Source organism: Cerasibacillus sp. JNUCC 74 (assembly GCF_053667775.1).
The window spans coordinates 2,816,709-2,833,690 of sequence record NZ_CM132207.1 but is presented as its reverse complement, the minus strand read 5'-3'; the positions used below and the strand labels follow the sequence as shown (position 1 = coordinate 2,833,690).

17 protein-coding genes and 1 riboswitch are annotated in these 16,982 nt (G+C 35.5%); of the genes, 12 read left to right on the top strand and 5 right to left on the bottom strand.

What is annotated here, in order from left to right:
- Window positions 1-11: 11 nt before the first annotated feature.
- The gene (locus tag JNUCC74_RS12665) at window positions 12-716 is read right to left on the bottom strand and encodes a GntR family transcriptional regulator (RefSeq protein WP_454065626.1); all 705 of its coding nucleotides are present in this window, start codon (window positions 714-716) and stop codon (window positions 12-14) included.
- 393 nt (window positions 717-1,109) lie between these two features.
- The gene (locus JNUCC74_RS12660; protein WP_454065625.1) at window positions 1,110-1,508 is read right to left on the bottom strand and encodes a helix-turn-helix domain-containing protein; all 399 of its coding nucleotides are present in this window, start codon (window positions 1,506-1,508) and stop codon (window positions 1,110-1,112) included.
- A 278-nt stretch (window positions 1,509-1,786) separates the two neighbouring features.
- On the opposite strand from JNUCC74_RS12660, the gene JNUCC74_RS12655 reads away from it, so the two are divergent.
- From JNUCC74_RS12655 to JNUCC74_RS12610, 10 genes are all read left to right on the top strand, one after another.
- Entirely contained in the window at window positions 1,787-1,930 is a 144-nt protein-coding gene (locus JNUCC74_RS12655; RefSeq protein WP_454065624.1) for a hypothetical protein, read from the top strand.
- Window positions 1,931-2,422: 492 nt separating this feature from the next.
- The gene (locus JNUCC74_RS12650; RefSeq protein ID WP_454065623.1) at window positions 2,423-3,388 is read left to right on the top strand and encodes a P1 family peptidase; all 966 of its coding nucleotides are present in this window, start codon (window positions 2,423-2,425) and stop codon (window positions 3,386-3,388) included.
- Between the two features lie 128 nt (window positions 3,389-3,516).
- On the top strand, window positions 3,517-4,068 hold the full coding sequence (locus JNUCC74_RS12645; RefSeq protein ID WP_454065622.1) for a glutathione peroxidase: 552 nt from the start codon (window positions 3,517-3,519) through the stop codon (window positions 4,066-4,068).
- An 801-nt stretch (window positions 4,069-4,869) separates the two neighbouring features.
- On the top strand, window positions 4,870-5,640 hold the full coding sequence (locus tag JNUCC74_RS12640) for an SDR family oxidoreductase (protein ID WP_454065621.1): 771 nt from the start codon (window positions 4,870-4,872) through the stop codon (window positions 5,638-5,640).
- Window positions 5,641-5,977: 337 nt separating this feature from the next.
- Complete coding sequence (locus JNUCC74_RS12635; protein WP_454065620.1) at window positions 5,978-6,202, top strand: hypothetical protein; 225 nt, start codon at window positions 5,978-5,980, stop codon at window positions 6,200-6,202.
- A gap of 399 nt (window positions 6,203-6,601) precedes the next feature.
- Window positions 6,602-7,420, top strand: a complete 819-nt coding sequence (locus JNUCC74_RS12630) for a sulfite exporter TauE/SafE family protein (RefSeq protein ID WP_454065619.1) — start codon at window positions 6,602-6,604, stop codon at window positions 7,418-7,420.
- 14 nt (window positions 7,421-7,434) lie between these two features.
- Window positions 7,435-8,838 carry a bifunctional metallophosphatase/5'-nucleotidase gene (locus tag JNUCC74_RS12625; protein WP_454065618.1) on the top strand — a complete coding sequence of 468 codons (1,404 nt, stop codon included), beginning with the start codon at window positions 7,435-7,437 and terminating at the stop codon, window positions 8,836-8,838.
- Window positions 8,839-8,905: 67 nt separating this feature from the next.
- Window positions 8,906-9,208, top strand: a complete 303-nt coding sequence (locus JNUCC74_RS12620; RefSeq protein ID WP_454065617.1) for a YunC family protein — start codon at window positions 8,906-8,908, stop codon at window positions 9,206-9,208.
- Window positions 9,209-9,439: 231 nt separating this feature from the next.
- Complete coding sequence (gene yunB / locus JNUCC74_RS12615) at window positions 9,440-10,210, top strand: sporulation protein YunB (RefSeq protein ID WP_454065616.1); 771 nt, start codon at window positions 9,440-9,442, stop codon at window positions 10,208-10,210.
- A gap of 52 nt (window positions 10,211-10,262) precedes the next feature.
- Window positions 10,263-10,441: riboswitch (Lysine riboswitch) on the top strand.
- 250 nt (window positions 10,442-10,691) lie between these two features.
- Window positions 10,692-12,248 (top strand): Na+/H+ antiporter NhaC family protein, encoded by a 1,557-nt coding sequence (locus tag JNUCC74_RS12610; protein WP_454065615.1) that lies wholly within the window; start codon window positions 10,692-10,694, stop codon window positions 12,246-12,248.
- Window positions 12,249-12,332: 84 nt separating this feature from the next.
- On the opposite strand, the gene JNUCC74_RS12605 is transcribed toward JNUCC74_RS12610, so the two are convergent.
- Together JNUCC74_RS12605 and JNUCC74_RS12600 are read right to left on the bottom strand one after the other, a co-directional pair.
- Window positions 12,333-13,199 carry an IS3 family transposase gene (locus JNUCC74_RS12605; RefSeq protein ID WP_454065614.1) on the bottom strand — a complete coding sequence of 289 codons (867 nt, stop codon included), beginning with the start codon at window positions 13,197-13,199 and terminating at the stop codon, window positions 12,333-12,335.
- Entirely contained in the window at window positions 13,163-13,720 is a 558-nt protein-coding gene (locus JNUCC74_RS12600; RefSeq protein WP_454065613.1) for a helix-turn-helix domain-containing protein, read from the bottom strand. The genes JNUCC74_RS12605 and JNUCC74_RS12600 overlap by 37 nt, the downstream gene beginning before the upstream one ends.
- 480 nt (window positions 13,721-14,200) lie before the next feature.
- Here JNUCC74_RS12600 and JNUCC74_RS12595 point away from each other — a divergent pair, with 480 nt between their 5' ends.
- Together JNUCC74_RS12595 and JNUCC74_RS12590 are read left to right on the top strand one after the other, a co-directional pair.
- Window positions 14,201-15,736, top strand: coding sequence for a sodium-dependent transporter (locus JNUCC74_RS12595; protein WP_454065612.1), 1,536 nt, complete (start codon window positions 14,201-14,203; stop codon window positions 15,734-15,736).
- A gap of 1 nt (window position 15,737) precedes the next feature.
- Window positions 15,738-15,848, top strand: a complete 111-nt coding sequence (locus JNUCC74_RS12590; protein ID WP_454065611.1) for a methionine/alanine import family NSS transporter small subunit — start codon at window positions 15,738-15,740, stop codon at window positions 15,846-15,848.
- Window positions 15,849-15,942: 94 nt separating this feature from the next.
- Here JNUCC74_RS12590 and JNUCC74_RS12585 read toward each other — a convergent pair whose 3' ends face one another.
- Window positions 15,943-16,908 carry a M23 family metallopeptidase gene (locus JNUCC74_RS12585; protein ID WP_454065610.1) on the bottom strand — a complete coding sequence of 322 codons (966 nt, stop codon included), beginning with the start codon at window positions 16,906-16,908 and terminating at the stop codon, window positions 15,943-15,945.
- Window positions 16,909-16,982 lie beyond the last annotated feature (74 nt).

Below are 16,982 nucleotides of genomic sequence, written 5' to 3'. Positions count from 1 at the left end.
TTTAAACAGCCTTAAATATTTATAACTACATTAAAATCAGCATGATCACTATAGATAACATTCACTTTTTCAATTGCTCTTCCATGTTGATCGAAAACAGTTCCTTGAACATTTAGTAAAGGAGAGGAGGAAGTCATTTTGAAATAATTCATCAGTTTTTCATTTGCGTGAATCGCTTTCACATGAAGACGTGCATAATTCGGTTTTGTATCAAAGTTCTTTTCTAATGTGTCATACAATGATAATTTAGAAAAATCATATTTATCTAGCGCAGGAAACATTTCTAAATTTAAAATGGACGTATCTAACGTCATCCATTCTTGCTTGTCTTGCTTTTGAAAACCACGTAGGCGAATTAACTTTAAGTAATTCTTTTGCTTTTTAGTGATGATTTCATGCTTCATAACTTTTGTAATTGGCCGTTGATTCGTTTTCTTTGCATAAGCTGAAAAACCACTGAAATTCCAAATGTTTTCCCGAACCTTCCTCAAGCGGACGTATGTTCCCTTGCCATGAATTCTTTCGATAATACCTTCATTGCTAAGCTCAGATAGAGATCGCTGGATCGTAGTACGAGTAACTTTATATTGTTCAACTAATTCATTTTCAGAAGGAAGACGATCTCCGTTTTGATATTTTCCCGACAATATTTGTGACTTTAAGTCTTCACTAATTTGTAAATAGATAGGAACAAAGCTTGTCTTATCAATAGCCAATGTAATCAACCTCCAACTGTATTTTCTTTTTCTATTTTGTTCAAGTGTTTTCATACAAATGAAAATCATAACTTGTATACTTGAGTAGACAAGTTTGGTAAGGTGAAATCGATTTCAAATTCATCATAGTCCTACTTACTTAATATGTCAATGAATTATTTATTTTGTATGTTATTGCTTTAAATTAACCATTTATTAAGTAATTATTCCAGATTTAGGGATGTAAATACGGGGGCATTATATAGGAATTAATCTGTCTAGGGAGATTATTTTTGAAATCTGAAACTAGTATAGAAATGCAGTAACTTGTTAGTTTGAGAGCGTAGATATTTTTTTATATTAAGCTGGCTAAGCTAAGGGAGAAAGCCAGCTTTCTAGAACAGAAGTGCATTTTCATGTATCCTCTTGGTTCTTCTTTTCGATAAAAAGTTCATTTTTAATAAATTTCCAACACCTTTGAAGCCTTTCAACGTTTTTTGGATCTTCCCCAAGCTCCTGCAAAAGCTCTAAATCCTTCATGTTTTTCACAACGTTCATTTCTTCATTTGTAAGTGTTAATTGATCATTGAATTCATAGTTCGTACTAGCTGTGTTTGTTAAACCAAGTAAATAGTCAGTTGACACGCCAAATGTTTCAGCTACTTTCTTTAACGTTTCTAATGAGGGTTCATTTCTACCTTGTTCATAGTAACCATAAGCACTTGTACTCATATTTAGAATGCTTGCTAATTCTTGTTGTAGATATCCGTGTTCAATTCTTAAGTCCTTCAAACGTTCTTGAAAAGTATGCATTCCATTCGATCCTCTCACATGATTTAAGGAAAGTATAAAATATCATCTTCATTATTTTTGTATATCCAACAAAAAATATTATTATCTATTCACAAACAACAAAATATTGTTTTTAATGACGATAATTAGAAAAAGTTAGAAGGAGAAACTTATACATTTAATTTATGAAGGCTATTTCTTGATTGGAAATACGTAAAGGGTAATAGGATAATTGCTTCAATCATATATGCCAATTAATAAAAGGTGGAATTGTTTACATATAGTTTGGAGCAAGCATTGTGAGAGCTGGAAATCCAACAATAGCTGAAGTAGATATTAGAAACAGTGTAAAAGTAGTTGCGTGGAATCCTGAAAAATTGAAGGCAGTTGAAGCTGAGGGGGAAGGAATACTTTCCAGTAAGGGTTTTCTTAGGTCAACCTGAAGATTTATTAAGATCTTGAAAATGTATTATTATTAATGCTGATCTGAATAAAGAATTTCTCCATAATTCAGTAGATCTTTTTGGAGAATTTGCGTGTAATAGAGGAACAGATTCCAGAAAGGACAACTTGATACAGTATTTGACAATATGGATCTTAGTATTTTCATCCAGGTACGGAAAAGTATTAGTTCTTTCTTAATGATGCTATAATAGAAAGAAATATAAAGAGAGCTTTGTTCAGTTGGGCTTTTCCTTGATTCTTACTGATAGCAGTAGAACAAAAGCTGAAATCTCGGCGTCCTTGAAAAAGAAAACCACTTTTTCTTCGTGCGATGTTTATTTAAGAAGCTTTTCTTGTCCTGTCGACTTGAACGAGTCGGGCATTTAGGTGTAGTTATCTCTCGCTTAGATTGCTTCGTATTTTCTATAACGCTTGAAGTAAGAGTCTTACGCTATCTTAGATGCGAGATAAAAGAGAGAAGGTGGCTATTCGTGCTTTATGGAAATATTACGGATGTTCCCGGAATTAAAGTAGGAAACATAGAAGACAGGATAGCAATGACGGGGTGTTCTGTTGTAATTGTTGAAGATGGAGCCGTTTGTGGTGTAGATGTACGGGGTTCTGCACCGGGTACACGTGAAACTGACTTGTTAAATCCAATTCATATGGTTAATAAAGTTCATGCAATCACATTGTCGGGTGGAAGTGCTTTTGGTTTAGCTGCTGCTGACGGGGTTATGCAATATTTAGAGGAGCAGGGGACTGGTTTGGATGTTGGAGTTGCTAAGGTTCCGATTGTTCCGAGTGCAGTTTTGTTTGATTTGGCAGTTGGCAGCAAAAAGGTACGTCCTGATAAGAAAATGGGATATCAAGCTGCTAAAAAGGCTGAAAAAGGGTTGTTTCCACAAGGAAATTTTGGTGCTGGCTGTGGGGCAACAGTTGGTAAAATAACAGGTATGAAACAATGTATGAAAGGTGGACTAGGCAGTGCCTCCATGCAGCTTGGTGATGGAATTATAGTTGGGGCAATAGTTGCCGTAAATGCACTCGGGGATATTCGTCATCCGCAAAGTGGTAAAATTCTTGCTGGTCCAATTGATCCAAACACGAATAAAATTATCGACAGTCTTAATTATATAGAAACGAGTCTTGAAAGTGACTTTTCCCCTGGAATGAATACAACTATTGGCGTAGTGGCTGCTAATGTTGCTTTAACAAAAGCAGAGGCTACGAAAGTATCGCAAGTAGCGCAAAATGCGTTGGCAAGAACAATCTACCCGGCACATACGATGCTTGATGGGGATACTATCTTTGCACTTGCTACCGGTGATCGAACTGTTTCTGTTGATGTAATAGGGAATATGGCTGCTAAAGTATTAGAAGAAGCTATCGTTAAAGCGATTACTTCAGCTGAAAAAATTGGGGATATTCCTTCATATAAGTCCTATAATAGTTGAAAGTTTCTAAAGGGTATTATGAGTTAGGGAGCGGAACAACCTGGTTTCACGTTAAAGTATATAATATTCGATGTACTAATTAATTTTAATAGATAAAAAACAATATTTATGAAGAGAAGGAGATAATAATGACCGTCTACCAATTTGCTGTTGAGAAACGAAATGGAGAAAAAATCCCTTTATCCTATTTCCAAGGAAAGGCCCTTTTAATTGTTAATACGGCTAGTAAATGTCAGTTGACCTATCAATTTGAACAGTTGCAAGAACTTTATAATAAGTATTATCAACAAGGATTTGAAATAATTGGTTTTCCGTGTAATCAATTTGCAGAGCAAGAGCCGAATTCCAGTGAAGGAGCGGCAGAATTTTGCCGAGCAAATTATGGTGTGACTTTTCCCATGATGGGAAAGATTGATGTCAATGGTGCAGATGAGCATCCGCTATTTAACTATTTAAAACAAAAGGCACCATTTCGTGGCTTTGATGGAACAAATATGGCAGAAAAATTATTAAAAATGAAGATTTCTTCAGAATATCCACAGTGGTTAGTAGGAGATTCAATCAAATGGAATTTTACTAAATTTTTAATTGATAAAGAAGGAAAGGTTGAAAAACGTTTTGAACCATCAGAAGAGCCTAAAACGTTTGAAAAAGAAATAGAGAAGTTACTGAAAGTATAATTCTTAATATAAGTATTAACTCAAGAGATTAAAGTAAATCTGTCTCTTGAGTTTTTTAATGGTACATTTCAAATAAAAATGTACGAAGTCTAAACCTAAAAATAATGTGGTGAAGCACAAATATGTATTTACTTATTGTAAGTCGTAATTTTTTTATAAAGATTTGAGAGGGTAGTTTCTTTTATCGTTTCATGATTTAAATAATTATAAAAAATTGTTTATTATTCTAATTATCTGTATACTAAACATACTAACCGGTTGGTATGTTGGATGTACTTGTCTGCTTTAACAAAATAAACATGTTTAAAAACGTAAAATTTATGCTCATAGGAGTCATGAAGTTGGATTTTTCATATTTCGAAAAGTCATAAAGCTCAAAGAGTAATTAATGGCTTATTGGTGCTGTTTAACAGGCTTTACAATAATTGATATAACGCTTTATACAACGAAAATCATTTGGGAAATCGATAGCTAAACTTGGAGTAAATTGGAAATGGATTGCTGAATTTAGAGATGAGCTACGCTATTGACATTAAAAGAACTTATATGGTGGATACGATTGAAATAAGCAGGCAAGAGCGGAATTTACAATGACAAAATAATTGCACCAAATATTGCTTAACACGTTATTGGCCGTACGATTCAACTTTTTGGTGCAGCAGGTTTAGTGAGGATTTTCCGTTAGTGTATTTTTATGCAATGCTCGTATGTTGAGAGTGGCAGATGGTGCGGATGAAGTTCATAGACGTCAAAATGCAAAATTAGAAGTACCAAAGTTGAGTTTACAAAGGGGAGCTGTTAATGAGTGTTTTGGACTTGTTTCATTTAACAAATAAAACTGCAATTGTTACTGGCGGATCTAGAGGAGTAGGGGCTCAAATTGCGGAAGCATTGGCTGAAGCAGGTGCAAATATTGTGATCTGTTCCAGAGATCAATCTGCCTGTAGACAGATGGCTAATAAGTTAAAGACATATAAAGTGGAAACACTTGGATTAGCTTGTGATGTAACAAATCCAGAAAATGTGGAAGAAGTAGTTAAAAAGACGGTAGCTTCTTTCAAAACAATAGATATATTAGTTAATAATAGTGGCGCTACCTGGGCAGCTCCGGTAGAAGAAATGCCAGTTTCGGCATGGGAGAAAGTGATGAATGTTAATGTGAAAGGAACCTTCCTGATGAGTCAGGCGGTTGGCAAAGTAATGATTTCCCAGAGGTGTGGAAAAATAATTAATATTGCTTCTATTGCTGGATTCGGAGGAACACCGTCTTTTATGCAAACCATTGGGTACAATACAAGCAAAGGAGCAATTATTACGTTTACGAAAGATTTAGCTGTTAAATGGGGACAATATAATATTCATGTAAATGCAATTGCGCCAGGTTTCTTTCCGACCAAGATGTCTCAAGCTCTTATGGAAAAAGCAGAAAATATGATACTTAATCGAACACCATTAAATCGGTTTGGGAATGAAACGGATTTAAAAGGTGCTGCAGTTTTTTTAGCATCCCATGCTTCTGATTATGTCACAGGAGATATTTTAACAGTTGATGGTGGCGCTCATGCTCTCTAAACGAAGATAGATTCTAATTAGCAATTATGATATATGAGTTAGATTATATAGGGCGGAGCGTAAAATATAAGGCATAAAATCATTGAGACAAGTGTTCAACTATTTGAAAGCAAGGGGTTTAGCCAAACGTCTAAAGAGCAATTGTTAATGGAAATCATTCTGCTTACATTGATGATTTAATAGAGAGGCAACAGCAAATCATGCAACAGCAGCTGACAAATCAAGAAAAGCTTAAAGCCATCATTGCACTATTAATTTACGATATTAAAGATAAAGGTACCAATGGACGAGTATTCTTTCGGGAAATCGGCATTTAATTATTGAAAATATGGACAGTATGAAACAGAAACGGAAACAATTTCGCTGGAATATTGAAACGATTGTGCGAAATGGTGTTAAAAGCGGGGAGTTTAGAAACGATTTATGTGTTGATATGGTTACTTTTGGAATTTTAGGTTTAACTAACTATAGTTATAATTGGTTCGATCCAGATGGAGAAGTAACAGCAGACGAGCTTATTGGAGTATATCGTAAAATTCTCTTACAAGGAATTTTGAAATAAATAGGCTACATTGCTTTTGATAATGGGAAATTACGCCCAAAAGATCTAACTGGTCAGTATGTAATTGTTATATTTATCCCACATGTAACTGGCAGTAAGACCTGCCCTTCAATGCACGGGATGAAACTTAGGAGGAATAGCGTGCGATCCAACTGCAAGTCAATGCCTAAGTTCTGTTCATTCTATCAATCAGTGGGGGATAAAAGAAAACCCCCACTGATTCATTTTATAAACGTATATCTTAATTTGACACGTCATTAACGGGGTTTTTTTACAGTTTTTAACTTATATTAGATTGTAAATGTTGTGTTAAAGAGTAATTTTAGATATCCATTGGTGAAAAACAATGCTACTATTATAGGAGAGAACGTATCACTGTTTGGACGGAAGGGATATATTTTGGTTGTTGTAGTTTGCTTTTTGATTGGAATTATAACTGCTTTTGTTGGTTCTCTAATGGGATTGGGCGGAGGAATTGTTCTTATTCCTAGCTTGCTGTTTTTATCTCAGATTTTTGATGGGTTTGGTTGGGCAACCCCGCAAGCAATTGTCGGCATTTCCTTAGTGTCAATGGTTTTTACTGCGTTATCTTCAAGCTTTGCTTATTGGAAAAATAACCGGATTGATTATAAGACTGGACTGATATTATTGTCCGGTAGCATACCAGGCGGAATAATAGGTTCCTGGTTAAATCAATTTATGGCAACAGAACAATTTCTGCTTTACTTCGGCTTTGTTATGATAGGTATTTCGTTGGTTTTGTTAATGAAACGAAAAGAGCCAACTCGGGTATTCAAGGAAGATGCAAAAGGTGTACGTAGTTTTTCATTACATGGAACTACTTATTATTATAAAGTTTCTGTTAAAATAGGCTTTTTTCTTTCCTTGGGGGTTGGCATGTTATCAGGCTTATTTGGCATTGGCGGAGGATCCATTATGGTACCAGCTATGATACTGCTATTTGGGATACCTGCCCATATCGCCACTGCAACGTCTATGTTTATGATTTTTTTCATCAGCTTGATTGGAGCCGGGACACATATAGTGCTGGGGCATATTGTGTGGAAGTATGTTTTCTTTTTTATCCCTGGAGCGTGGATTGGTGGCAAGCTTGGAGCAATCGTGAACCAGCGTTTGACCGGCAAAGCACTTGAATGGATTTTGCGCATTTTATTAATTATAATTGGTATTCGAATGATTTTTCAAGGGCTGGTATAAGGAGCATAATCAAAATGAAAGAGCATATATATTTCTATTACACAAACGATTTACATAGTAATTTTGATAATTGGTCTCAAGTTTCTTGTTATTTAAAAGAAGCAAAAAAGAGTTGTCAATCGATGGGAAAATCTTGTTGGATTGTAGATATTGGTGATCATATTGATCGAATGCATCCAATCGCCGAAGCCTTTAAGGGAACAGCAAATGTGCAGTTAATGAACGAAGCCGGCTATGATGTAGTAACATTAGGAAATAATGAAGGTATTACAATCTCACATGATGATTTGGTCCATTTATATGATGAGGCTTCCTTTGAGGTAGTGTGTGCAAACTTGCACAGTATGAACAATGAAAAACCAGATTGGTTAAATCCGAGTGTCGCATTAACATCTGTGCATGGAGTTAAAATTGGAGTAATTGGACTTACTGCTCCATTTAATGATTATTATCAATTGCTTGATTGGTATGTATCACCTCCTTATGAACAGCTGGAACAAATGATTGGAAAAATAAAGCAGCAAGCAGATATTATTGTACTGTTATCTCACCTTGGCTATAGTGAAGATCAGGAAATAGCAAAGCGATTTCCGGATATTGATGTTATTATTGGTGGACATACCCACCATCTCTTACGCAAAGGTGAGATGGTAAATAATACATTACTTACTGCTGCAGGAAAACACTGTCATTTTGTTGGTGAGGTTATCTTAACTTGGGATCATGAGCAAGGTAAATTAGTGCATAAAGAGGCGTATACGACGAATATTACCCACTTGCCGAAAGACCCCCAAACAGAGGAGATCCTTACAACCTATCAACAAGAAGCAGAACGTATATTAGCTAAACCTGTTGTGCGATTACCTGAAATACTCGAAGTTGATTGGCGAAAAGAAACTCCTGTTTTACAAGCTTTAACTGATTCCATTAAACAACAAACAAATGCAGATTGTTCCATGCTTAATGCGGGACTGTTGCTGGAAAGTTTACCGTCTGGTGTAGTAACTTATGGCGATATTCATAGAATATGTCCACACCCTATCAATACGTGTGTGGTTGAATTGACAGGGAGAGAATTGCTGGAAACTATTCGTTCTTCATTCTCAAAAGAGTTTATTGAATTAAAATTAAAAGGGTTTGGTTTTCGGGGGAAAATAATAGGTAAAATGGCTTTTTCTGGCTTGAGCTTATGTATGGAACGATTAAAGAACGGTGAAGTTTTTGTTAAACAAGCTTATCTGGAAGAAAAATATCCTTTAAAGGCTGATCAAACGTATACCATAGCTACAGCTGATACATTTACATTTGGACGACTATTGCCGGAAGTTGCAAGATCACGAGTGAAAAACTATTATTTGCCAGAATTTTTAAGGGATATTTTAGCTGAAACATTAATGCGAGCGTATTCAAATAAATAGATTAGTGACGATAAGGCCTCTGTTTGCATATAGATAAGGCAGAAGCGATGAAGGAGGCCTTTTACGAATGATAACGGTAAATCCTTTAGAAGTAGAAGGAATGTTTTTTACTGCGATTTGTGTAGAATTGCCAAAGACAGATTTATTAATCATTGCCAATGAAGTCGGATATATTATGTGTGCAGCTTTAGACATTGACTTGTTAAATGAAAAACTGGCTGACAGAAAGATTGTAGCTGGTAGGGCGGTCGGAGTTCGTACGATCGATGAATTATTGCATGCACCATTAGAAAAAATTACCGAATCCGCAAAGGAACATGGATGGAAAGTAGGGATGACCGGAAAGGATGCGCTAATGTTGATTGCTTAGGCAGTAATAGCTTATTAACAGACATATACGTCTTATCCCGTATCTAAGCGTCCCAAGAATTTAAAGGGAGAGAATAGAGGGGTTAATGGCAATTGGTTATAGAGAACTTCTAAGAAATTAAAGAGTTCTAGAACGCTATTTATTTATAAAATATGGTTAATAAGATAGGAGTAAAATTCAATTCTAACCTTCTGAAAACAAGCATAGATTTGTTTTGAGGAGGTATTTTTCATGAAAAGACGGCCAAGATTGCATTTGCAAAGCAGTTCTCCTGTTAAAGTAATATTGTTCATGACGACAATAGCCTTTGTTATTTTGACCTCCCTTAGCATTATCATTGTTGATAAAGGCATTACCCCACCTTTAATGGATATAGCGAATCAAAAGACAAAGGAGTTTGCAACGAGAACAATTAATGAAGCAGTCAAATCAACGGAAAATATTAGCTTTGATGATTTGATGGAAATAAATACGGAAAACAATGTCTCCATTGTTGGTTGGAAATCAGCTGCAGTGAATCGGGCGTTGAGAGCTGCTACTAAAAGAGCGGAGTACTTTTTATATGGGATGAATAAAGGAAAAACGTTGGATACCGATGACCCGGAAATGCCACCACAAGATTATGGAGATACAGCAAATGATTTAGCGGATAAAGATCCGACTGTTGTCGAGATCCCAATTGGGCAAGCAACGGGAAGTACAATTCTGGCAAATCTGGGTCCCAAGATTCCTGTACACTTTGAAATAGTAGGAAGTATTCAATCAGATGTAGAGTATATTATGAGGGATTTTGGCATTAATGCAGCATTAATAGAAATATATATCCCTGTTACAGTTAATGTACAGATTGTTGTTCCATTTACAACAGAAACCGCTGAAATAAGTACAAAAGTTTATGTGGATTCACGTGTGATTATGGGAGACGTACCAGAATTTTTTGGTGGTGATGGAGAAAGAGGGCCAAACATCTCCGTCCCAAAAGACAGCTTGAATAATGATTAATGGTTTGTTATAATATACTTTGCTAAATAAAATAAATAACACCTTATCAGATCGGTGAGGTAGAGGCGCAATGGATATTAGTAGTCTGACTGAGGATGATAACGATGAAGTTAGATGAAAGGATTTATTGCCGAAGCGTAATAAGTGTCGAACTTATTATAGCTGGTATACTTTTGAATAAGGAGTATACTGTCATGCAAACAGCAATATGCATGGAGAACTACTGATCGAAATGGAGGATAACGTATATTGTAAAGACAATGATAGGTTATTTTCTATCATTGTCTTTTTTATACTATAGGAAAGTATAAAACTTTATGGTTTATCGTATAAGAAAAACGATAGCTTTCGCCATAAAGACTTGGCGACAAGCCAGTTTTTCTAATGTAAAAGCAAATCCTATTCTCATTTCCTTCACCCATTTCCCCTAACAGTATGTTTCCCTGCCTTATTGCCAACAACTATAGTGGAGGTAACATTAATGGAAGGTACGATTTATTCGCTTATTCCAGCAGTTCTAATGCTGGTGCTCGTTTTATTAACGAGAAATGTATTATTATCGTTAGGAACAGGAATTGTAGTTGGAGCAATACTCATTCACGATTTTGGAATATGGGAAGCAATAAAAGAAATTGTTGTTCAATTTTATTCGCTTTTTATTTCTGATTACACACTTAATATTGGCAATATCTTGTTATTATCATTTTTACTATTGCTTGGTATTATGACAGCATTCTTACAAGCGTCTGGTGGAAGTCGCGCATTTGGTGATTGGATGATCAAACGAGTGAAAAGCCGAAGTGGCGCACAAGCAATGAGTGCATTATTAGGAGTTATCATTTTCATTGATGATTATTTTAATAGTTTAGCAGTTGGTCAAATAGCTCGGCCATTAACGGATCGACATAAAATTTCACGAGCAAAACTTGCATATATTATTGATTCCACTTCAGCACCGGTAACTGTTGTATCTCCCATTTCCAGTTGGGGTGCTTACATTATTGGTACTATGGGCGGGATATTTGCTGCAAATGGAGTAACTTCACTTGAACCTTTAGAAGCTTTTATTAAAATGATTCCTTTTAATTTTTATGCAATAGGTGCAATTATTAGTGTATTTTTAGTTGCTTACTTAAAAATGGATATAGGCCCAATGCAAAAGCATGAAACAAGGGCAATGGAAACCGGTGATTTGATTGGTCCCAATAAAAACAATGTATCTGGAGATTTAAGTGATATTTTTACGCCAAATAAAAACGGAAGAATTTATCATTTGTTAGTCCCGATTGCAGTACTAATTATTGCAACTGTCTCTTCCATGATGATTACTGGGGCAATGGCTGCAGAAGGTGATATCAGTATCTTGACCATATTTGCTAATACGAATGTCAATCTTTCGCTATTTATCGGTGGAGCAGTTGCCGTTATTACTTGTTATTTCTTTCATATTAGACAAGCCGGACAAAGCAATTCAACAGTGAAGATTATACTCGAAGGTATGAAAACCATGCTCCCTGCTATTTATATTTTGTTGTTAGCTTGGGTTATCGGCTCGATAATTGGAGAATTAAAAACAGGCGAGTATTTAGCTGGTATTGTAAATAACTCATCCTTAAACCCAGCTTTTTTACCCTTTTTATTTTTTATCATTGCTGGCTTTATGGCGCTTGCTACAGGTACATCATGGGGAACGTTTGGTATTATGCTGCCGATAGCAGTTGAAGTAACGGCAATTACAGATATGGAGATGCTGTTGCCATCCATGGCAGCTGTGCTTGCTGGTGCAGTATTTGGTGATCATTGTACTCCAATTTCTGATACGACTATTTTATCCTCAACGGGGGCAGGAGCAAACCATATTGATCACGTGATGACCCAGCTTCCATATGCCATTCTCTCAGCTTTAGCTGCAGCTGTAGGTTATTTAATTATAGGATTTACTAGTCAAATTGTCTTACCGTTGCTTGTGACAATGGCTATTATTATTGGTTTTGCAATCCTAACACATTTTTTAAAAACTACAAAAGCAAAGCACTAAAACGAGGCTGGGACATAAGCAAATACGAAATAGCAAAAACCGAACAATTCATTTATGTGATTACCCCCAAAAGTTAGAGTTTTATTATACAGTTGATTGGCTGGATTGCGTTCGATACTCGACTGGGCTCAGCCCGGCCAATTTTTCTTTTATTCGTTCATGATTATACCAATAGATATATTCTTCAATCCGACTTTTTAATTCTTCATAGCTTACTAATTTTTCTCCATAATACATTTCTTGTTTTAAAATGCCAAAAAAATTCTCCATGGAAGCATTATCCGCACAGGTTGCTTTTCTAGACATGCTTTGGAATACTTTATTCTCTTTTAATGTTCTCACCCATTGGTTGTGTTGGTAATGAAAGCCTTGGTCAGAATGGATGGTGGTGCGATAGGTTGCATGATTCTTTATTATCTCTATCGTTTCTTTTAAAGGTTCTATGACAAGATCTAACGTTGGACGTTCCTTGATTTTATACGCAATAATTTCTCCGTTATAAAGGTCAAGAATCGGATTTAAATATAACTTCTCTTCACTTAGACATTTGAATTCTGTAATATCGGTTACTAATTTTTGAAGAGGAATTGGCGTGTTAAAACGGCGAGACAATCGGTTTTTCGCCACTTTTCCAACGTTTCCCTTATAGGAATTGTATTTACGGGATTTTCGCATAAATTTCACACATTTCAATCCCAATTCGCACATAATGCGATATACTTTTTTATGGTTGATAACGTATCCTAATTTATTTAGTTCTCTAGTAATACGTTTATAGCCATAACGTTCATGGAACTTTTTAAATAAATCGATAATGATTTTTTTTAGTACTTTGTCTGAATCTTCTCTGCCAAAATTTTTCACATGATAGTGATAGGTTGCTTCAGGTATGCCCACAATAAGGAGAATATCTTTTAATCGGAATCCTTCTTCTTTAAGTCCAAATGCCACCTTTGCCTGTGCTTTTCGTGGAAGGCATTTGGATTCTCCCGAAAAGCTCGTAGCTTTTTTAGGTACGCATTTTCTAGCCTTAATAGTTCATTCTCTCGTTCTAATATTTCTTCACGTGTTAACTTTTTTTCTTCCTTTTTCTTCCGTTTATTGGGTTTCTTAGACATAGAAGACTCCCCCTTTGGTTTCAGGCCTTCTACTCCTTGTTCCTTAAATTCTTTCATCCAGCGTCTAATTAAGGAAGGGTTGTTCAATTTAAATTGAACAGCAGTTTCTAAAAAAGTAGCACCTGTCTTTAACACAAATTGTATCGTATTTAATTTAAATCGAACAGGATAAAACTTCCTAGCTTTTTTTCTTTTTAACCCATCCATTCCCTGAGACTTATAGACTTTCACCCATTCAAATATTGGTGTTGCGCTACCCATATTATATTTTTTTGCCAATAATTTATATCCTAGGTTGCCATATAAATACTCGGTGACAAGATTTATTTTAAATTCTTCACTATATTTAGCCATAAAAACACCCCCGAAAATTAGATTTCTACTCTAACTTTCGGGGGTCGGTACCTTATAATTGTTCGGTTTGTTTGTGTTTAGAAAAACTTGGTTTGTCGCCAAGTCTTTAGCGAAAGCTATCGTTTTTCTTATACGATAAAGTAAAACTTCATTCCGTAGAATGCTTTTTACACGGAATGTTAGCACCTTACATGTGGGATAAAGCCTAAAATTTTATACTTTACTATAGTACAAGGACGATTTATGGTTCGTTTTTTAATCTGCTGTTTTCGTTATGTCCCAGCCTCTTTTAATGTGTATGTATTTATATTCGTTTCTACCTTGGGATAACTATAGTTAATTTATTAATTAGTTTTGATATTAAAAATTATTTTGACATAAGATAAAAGTGCCGTTATAATACAACCATAAATATCTGAAAAGAGTAAACTTTTCAAAAATTTTCATTAATTAACAATAAAAGGAAAAGGAGGCTAAAGAATGGAAACTCGTTCTCAATGGGGAACAAGAGCTGGATTTATTTTGGCGGCAATAGGGTCTGCTGTTGGGTTAGGAAATATTTGGCGTTTTCCGGCGGTGGCGTATGAAAATGGTGGAGGAGCTTTTTTTATCCCTTATTTATTTGCATTATTAACTGCAGGTATTCCAATATTAATTATGGAATTCACCATGGGTCATAAGTACCGCGGTTCTGGTCCACTGACATACAAAAAAATGAACAAAAAAACAGAATTTATTGGTTGGTGGGCAGTATTCGTTGCGTTTATAATTTCCACTTACTATTCTGTTATTATTGCCTGGGCAATATCGTATGCGATTTTCTCAGTCAATTTAAGTTGGGGTTCGGATACGGAGGGCTTTTTATTTAAAGATTATTTAAATAATACAGTTGATGCGGGGCAGGTAGGGAGCATGGTTCCTGGAGTTCTGTTACCATTAATAGCGGTTTGGGCAATCGTCTTATTTATCCTATATAGGGGTGTGAAAAAAGGAATAGAAATTGCCAATCGTATTTTCATTCCATTATTAGCATTTATTTTTTTAATTATCGTTGTTCGTGCTATTACACTTCCTGGTGCGTTGGAAGGTCTTCAAGCATTCTTCCAGCCTGATTTTAGTAGTATTTTATCAGGGGAAGTCTGGGTAGCTGCTTATGGTCAAATCTTTTTTAGTTTATCAATTGCGTTTGCGATTATGATCACTTATTCTAGTTATTTACCTGAAAAATCAGATATTACTAACAATGCGTTTATAACTGGATTTGGAAATTCAAGTTTTGAATTGCTTGCGGGGATTGGAGTTTTTTCCGTACTTGGTTTTATGGCTACACAATCAGGAGTAGCCGTAGATGAGGTTGTCTCTGACGGTGTAGGACTTGCATTTGTCGTATTTCCAGCTATTATAAATGAATTTCCTGGATTGAATGGGCTATTTGGTTTTTTGTTTTTTGCCTCACTCGTTTTAGCCGGAGTAACTTCATTATTGTCCCTAACCGAAACCTATGTTGCAGGCTTATCTGATAAATTTAAAATACCTCGAGGAAAATCTGTCTTATTTGGTGGAGGATTAGCTGCTATTGTTTCTTTGCTTTATGCAACGAAAGGCGGATTGTATTTCCTGGATACAGTAGATTATTTTATTAATCAATTTGGTGTTGCGTTACTTGGTTTAGTTGAAGTAATATTAGTTGCATGGATTTTACGATTAGTTAAAAATTTACGGGACCATGCAGATGCAATATCGGATATTAAGCTTGGTTGGTGGTTCCCGTTAAGTATAAATGTGATTACACCAGTAGTACTTGGTTATATGCTATACGATTTGTTCCGACTAAATATGATGAAACTTTTTGATACACCAACAGGGAATTATTCAGGTTACCCGGATGCATTTATTTTATACGCCGGATGGTTCGTGGCTGCTGGAGCACTTGTAATTGGACTTCTGTTGTCTATTCCTAAATGGCGCTCAGTAAGTGAAGCAAGTCATTCGTCAGCAAAAAAGGAGGCAAAATGACATGAGTACTAGTGCGATTATCGTTATGGTTCTGGGAATGCTTGTTATTTGGGGAGGATTGGCAGCGAGTATAACATATGCTGTAAAGAAATCGCGGAAAAAAACAGAATAATTCAATAATAAAATAAACCTAAGAAAGGACATTTCATTTTTATTCATAAAATGAAATGTCCTTTCATGTTTCGATAGTAGCTTGGTTTAAATTTTTACTCTTTTTGTTTTGCCATTCGTTCCCATTTTTTCAAGTATGGATAGGGATCGAATGACCATTCACTATATCCGTTATCTTTGTACATTCCATAATGAAGATGGGGGGGGAATTTACCCGATGTTCCCGGCGGGCCATATCCTGTTGAACCAACACTGCCTAGTACATCTCCCGGCTTCACTACTTTTCCTACTTGGATATCGTCTTTGTACCCACTCATATGGGCATAATAATGATAAATATTATAAATATCACGAATGCCAATTCGCCAACCGCCATATAAATTCCACCCCATCATTTCCACAACTCCATAGGTTGTTGATTTGACAGGAGTGCCATAATCAGCAAATATATCTGTTCCCTCATGTATTCGTAAGCCGCCAAACCCTCTACGATCACCCCAAGTACTTCGATAACTATAATTATAGGAAGTGTCTACTGGAAAATCGCGATCCGTTAAATTTATTTCTTGATAAGTTTGAAATACTTTTGCTGTATTCATAATCGTTTGCACCGACAGATCTCGATTATAAAAATTCCATAAGGCAATTTTTATATCTTCTTTCGTTTGCCCATATTGAAGCATATAATTACCAATAGTATAGAGAACATCTTCTGGATTGTTTGGATCAGCTTTTTGATCACCATTTCCATCTCGACCTTGGCCATGAAAAAAGTCAATCAGAAGCTCATCATTAATCATGGAGGCATTTCCTAATCCATACCATAATTCAGGAGAGAATTCGATGGATATAACTTTTTCATCATTTGCATGTTGTTTTTTGTTTCGTTCATAGTTATCCATTGCAGCAAAATAATACCACGGAATTTGCGTCAATGCTTCGGTTTTCTTAAATAAAGCCATTCGCTGTTCATAGATAGTGTCCTCTGCATAAATCGGATTTTTAATAAGCAAAAAAAGCAGTAAAATAAAACTCCCTGTGAAAAAACGTTTTGCATACACATTTGTCACCCTTAATATGTTAAGTTTTTCGTTATCATTAAATATGGTCTTTACTTTTCCCAATAGACATAGTA